General features: G+C 65.8%; 4 protein-coding genes. All 4 read right to left on the bottom strand.

The window, feature by feature from the left end; all coding sequences use genetic code 11:
- On the bottom strand, window positions 1-931 hold a 931-nt coding region (locus VKM35_RS11970), incomplete at its 3' end, for an efflux RND transporter periplasmic adaptor subunit (protein ID WP_324321247.1).
- The gene (locus VKM35_RS11975; protein ID WP_324321248.1) at window positions 931-1,164 is read right to left on the bottom strand and encodes a CDGSH iron-sulfur domain-containing protein; all 234 of its coding nucleotides are present in this window, start codon (window positions 1,162-1,164) and stop codon (window positions 931-933) included. The genes VKM35_RS11975 and VKM35_RS11970, both read right to left, overlap by 1 nt.
- A 73-nt stretch (window positions 1,165-1,237) precedes the next feature.
- Window positions 1,238-2,761 (bottom strand): DHA2 family efflux MFS transporter permease subunit, encoded by a 1,524-nt coding sequence (locus tag VKM35_RS11980; protein WP_324321249.1) that lies wholly within the window; start codon window positions 2,759-2,761, stop codon window positions 1,238-1,240.
- 28 nt (window positions 2,762-2,789) lie between these two features.
- Complete coding sequence (locus VKM35_RS11985) at window positions 2,790-3,872, bottom strand: HlyD family secretion protein (protein WP_324321250.1); 1,083 nt, start codon at window positions 3,870-3,872, stop codon at window positions 2,790-2,792.
- Window positions 3,873-3,957 lie beyond the last annotated feature (85 nt).

Raw genomic sequence — 3,957 nt, forward strand, 5'->3', positions numbered from 1 at the left:
CGGCGCGGCGCGCGCCGATCTTCACCGGCACCTGCGCGACCTTGCTGTCGGCACCGACGCGGAACAGGAAGGCCTGCTCGCCGACTTGTTGCAACGCCAGTTCCGGCACCTGCAACGTGCGCCGCGCTGCGCGTTGCACCGCGACCTGCAGCAGCATGCCCGGACGCAAGCGGCGGTCATCGTTGCCAAACTCGGCGCGCACCGCCAACGAGCGCGTCAGTGCATCCACGCGCGAACCGACCGACGCGATCGTGCCGTGGAAGTCCTCGCCGGGGTAGGCATCGCTATGCGCGAGCACCGGCTGGCCCACGGCAAGAACGGGCAGCATCCGTTCGGGCACGGAGAAATCGAGTTTGATGCGCGAGACATCGTCGAGCGTGGTGATCACCGTGCCGGGCGTGACCAGCGATCCCTCGCTGACCTGGCGCAGGCCGAGCACGCCGGCGAACGGCGCGCGGATCACACGGTCGGACAACTGCGCGCGGATCTGGTCGACGCGCGCCTTGGCGGCATCGCGGGCGCCGCGCTGCGCATCGAACTGGCTGGCCGCGATCAGCTGCCGCTTGAACAGATCCTGCTGGCGTTCGAACAACTTCTGCGCCTGCACGTAGTCGGCGTTGGCTTCGTCGAGGCCGGCGGCTTCGGCACCATTGGACAAGGTCACCAGCACACTGCCGGCGGGAACGTAATCGCCGCTGTCGAAAGCGATCTTCGCGACGGTCTCGCTGACCTTGGCGGTGATGTTGAGCGATTCGCGCGCGCTGGCGGTGCCGAGCGCGTCGATGGTGTCGGTCCATTCGCTGGCGGCGAGTACCTGCGTGCTGACCGCCGACGGTGGATTGCCGCCTTTGTTTTTACTGTCGCTCTTGCCGCCGCAGGCGACGAGGATCAGGGTCGCCAGAACGACGGACAGAACACGGACGATCGACATCAGGCAGGTTCCTTGCTTCGCTTGTGGCTGCCGTCGCAGAACGGCGGCTGGCCGGTATTTTTGCAGCCACACAGCCAGACGATCTCGCTGCGCGCGGCGGTGAATGTCACGGGGGCGAATTCCGAACCGCGATGCGAACCGTCGCAGTAAGGCTGTTGCGCGCTCTTGCCGCAGGCGCACCAGCGATAATCCTTACCTGCCTCGATTTCCACCGCATGTGCCGGATGGCTCATGTGCCGGCTGCCCGTTGCGCACGCGCAGGGACGGCTGCGAATTCTAGGGCCTGCGCGTGTCCTTTTGGCGTCATCAGTGGTCCATCACCGGCGCGGGCGCGGGGCCGCCGCCGGGATCGGCGCGCAACAGCCAGACCAACGGCAGCGCCGCGAGGGTGAGGACCATCAACAACCAGAAGTCGTTGACGTAGGCGATCACCGCCGCCTGCCGGCTGACCTCGGCATTGAGCGCGAAGGCACCGGCCGCGGTGCTGACGTCCCAGGCGGCGGGCAGGAAGGATTGTTCGACGCCGAAAGCAGGAATGCGCGCGGCGATCTCGGCGTGATTGACCTGCACGGAATGCGCGAGGATCGCCATCACCACCGAGATGCCGACGCTGGAGCCGATGTTGCGCACGAGACTGAAAAGACTCGCCGCTTCGGTGCGCTGCGTCGCCGGCAACGTGGCGTAAGCAACGCTGGAAATAGGCACGAACACCAGGCCCAGGCCGACGCCCTGCATCACGCCGATCCACACCACCTGCTGGCGCGAGATTTCGATGCCGAAGCCGGTCATGAAATACAGCGAGCCCGCGGTCAGCAGCATGCCGAGCAGGATCGGCCAGCGCGCATCCATCTTTCCGATCACGCGCCCAACCACCATCATGCCGATCATCGTGCCGACGCCGCGCGGCGCAAGAAGCAGACCGATGTCGAGCACCGGGTAATGCATCAGCTGGCTCAGGTAAGGCGGCAACAATGCGAGCGTGGAAAACAGCACGACGCCGATCACGAAGATCAACAGGCAGCCGACGGCGAAATTGCGATTGCGCCACAGACCGAGGTCGAGCAGCGCGTGTTCGCGGCTGCGCCAGTGCACGGCGTACAGATACAGACCGAGGAAGCCGAGCGCCGCTTCGATCTGGATTTCCAGCGAGCCGAACCAGTCCAGCGACTGGCCGCGATCGAGGAACAACTGCAGCGCGCCGATACCGCCGGCGAGCAGCGCAAGGCCGCGCCAATCCAGTGGCCGCGAATGCGTCGGCTCTTTCGCCACGCTTGCCATGATGCCCATCAGCGCAAGTACGCCGACCGGAACATTGATCAAAAACACCCAGCGCCAGCTGTAGTACTCGGTGAGCCAGCCGCCGAGCGGCGGCCCGAGGATGGGCCCGACCATGATGCCCATGCCCCAGAGCGCCATCGCCGCGCCGTGTTTTTCCTTGGGGAAAACATCCAGCAGCAGGGACTGCGAAATCGGCACCAGCGAGGCGCCGAACAACCCTTGCAGAATACGGAACAAGACCATTTCGCCGATGCCGGTGGCGATGCCGCACAGCACCGAAGCGACGGTGAAACCGGAGACCGCGAGGATCAGCAGGCGACGACGACCGAGCGAGCCGGCAAGCCAGCCGGTGACCGGCGTCATGATCGCAGCGGCGACGATGTACGAGGTCAGCACCCACGCCGCTTGGTCCTGCGTCGCCGACAGCGAGCCCTGCATCGCCGGCAACGCGACGTTGGCGATGGTGGTGTCGATCGCCTGCATCAGCGTCGCCAGCATCACCGAGGCGACGACGAGGTTGCGATTTGCGTCGGTGGTTTTGCTACCGGCCACGATACGTTCCGTCTGGATTCTTTCGCGCTTACAACGAGGCGGTGTGCGCCGGCTGCGGCGCCGTGACCAGATCGACCTTGACGTCGGCGCTCATGCCGGCACGCAACACCGGCGCGTCGGCGGCGATATCGATCAACTGGAATTTCACCGGGATGCGCTGCACGACCTTGACCCAGTTGCCGGTGGCGTTCTGCGCCGGCAGCACGCTGAATTCGCTGCCCGAGGCCGGGCTGATCGAGGCGACGAGCGCGCGCCAGCGCACACCCGGATAACTGTCGACACGGATCGTCGCGGCTTGGCCGACGCGCAGATGCGCGAGATCGGTTTCCTTGAAATTGGCTTCGATCCAGACCGGATCGGTGGCTACCAGCGGCATCGCGACCTGGCCGACGTTGAGATATTCGCCGGCCTGCAGATCATGGCCGCCGATGATTCCGCTGACCGGCGCGACAACATCGACGTGCGCGAGATCGAGGCGGGCCTGGTCGCGTACGGCCAGCGCTTCCTGATAGTCGGGCAGTTGTTCCAGCGCCGAACCGGGCTTGCCGCCGAGCGTGGCGCGGGCCTTGTCCTGTGCGGCGACCATGCTGTCGCGCTGCGCCTGTGCTTCCGACAGCGCATGGCGGGCATCGTCCAACGCTTTCTGCGCGACCAGGCCGCGCGCCAGTAATTGCTGCTGCCTTGCGAACTCCTGCTGCGCCCAGCCCAGGGTCGCATCCGCCGAACGCAGCGCGGCATCGCTTTCGCGGATACCGGCGCGACTGGCACCGGCGGAATCGGCGACCTTGGCAAGACGCGCTTCCGCCTCGGCGAGTGCGATCTTCAACGGCGCAGGATCGATGCGATACAGCAACTGGCCTTTCTTCACCGCCTCGTTCTGCCCTACAAGCACTTCGATCACGCGGCCGCTGACCTGGCTGGAAATCATCACGCGATCGGCTTTCACGTAGGCGTTGTCGGTTTCGACGCTGCGGCTGGAAATCACGAACTCCCAGGCGAACAGAGCCAGCACCAGCAAGGGCCCGGCGATCCACAACCAGCGCGGCACACGGCGGCGCGCGGCGGGCTGGGCTTCGTTGATGCGGGCGGCGGGTTTGAGTTCGGTGGTCATGGCTTTGCCTGTTTGCGGATCGCCGGCGGGCGACCCTCCTTGTCGAGTTCGTTGAGCGTGTCTTTGACGGTAGCCAGAACGCGCA

It is taken from the genome of Arenimonas sp. (assembly GCF_035312645.1).
Lineage (GTDB): Bacteria > Pseudomonadota > Gammaproteobacteria > Xanthomonadales > Xanthomonadaceae > Arenimonas.

Excerpts from the sequence above, each read along its gene's own strand:
- VKM35_RS11975 (WP_324321248.1), bottom strand. The coding sequence starts at position 1,164 with ATGAGCCATCCGGCACATGCGGTGGAAATCGAGGCAGGTAAGGATTAT.
- VKM35_RS11985 (WP_324321250.1), bottom strand. The coding sequence starts at position 3,872 with ATGACCACCGAACTCAAACCCGCCGCCCGCATCAACGAAGCCCAGCCC.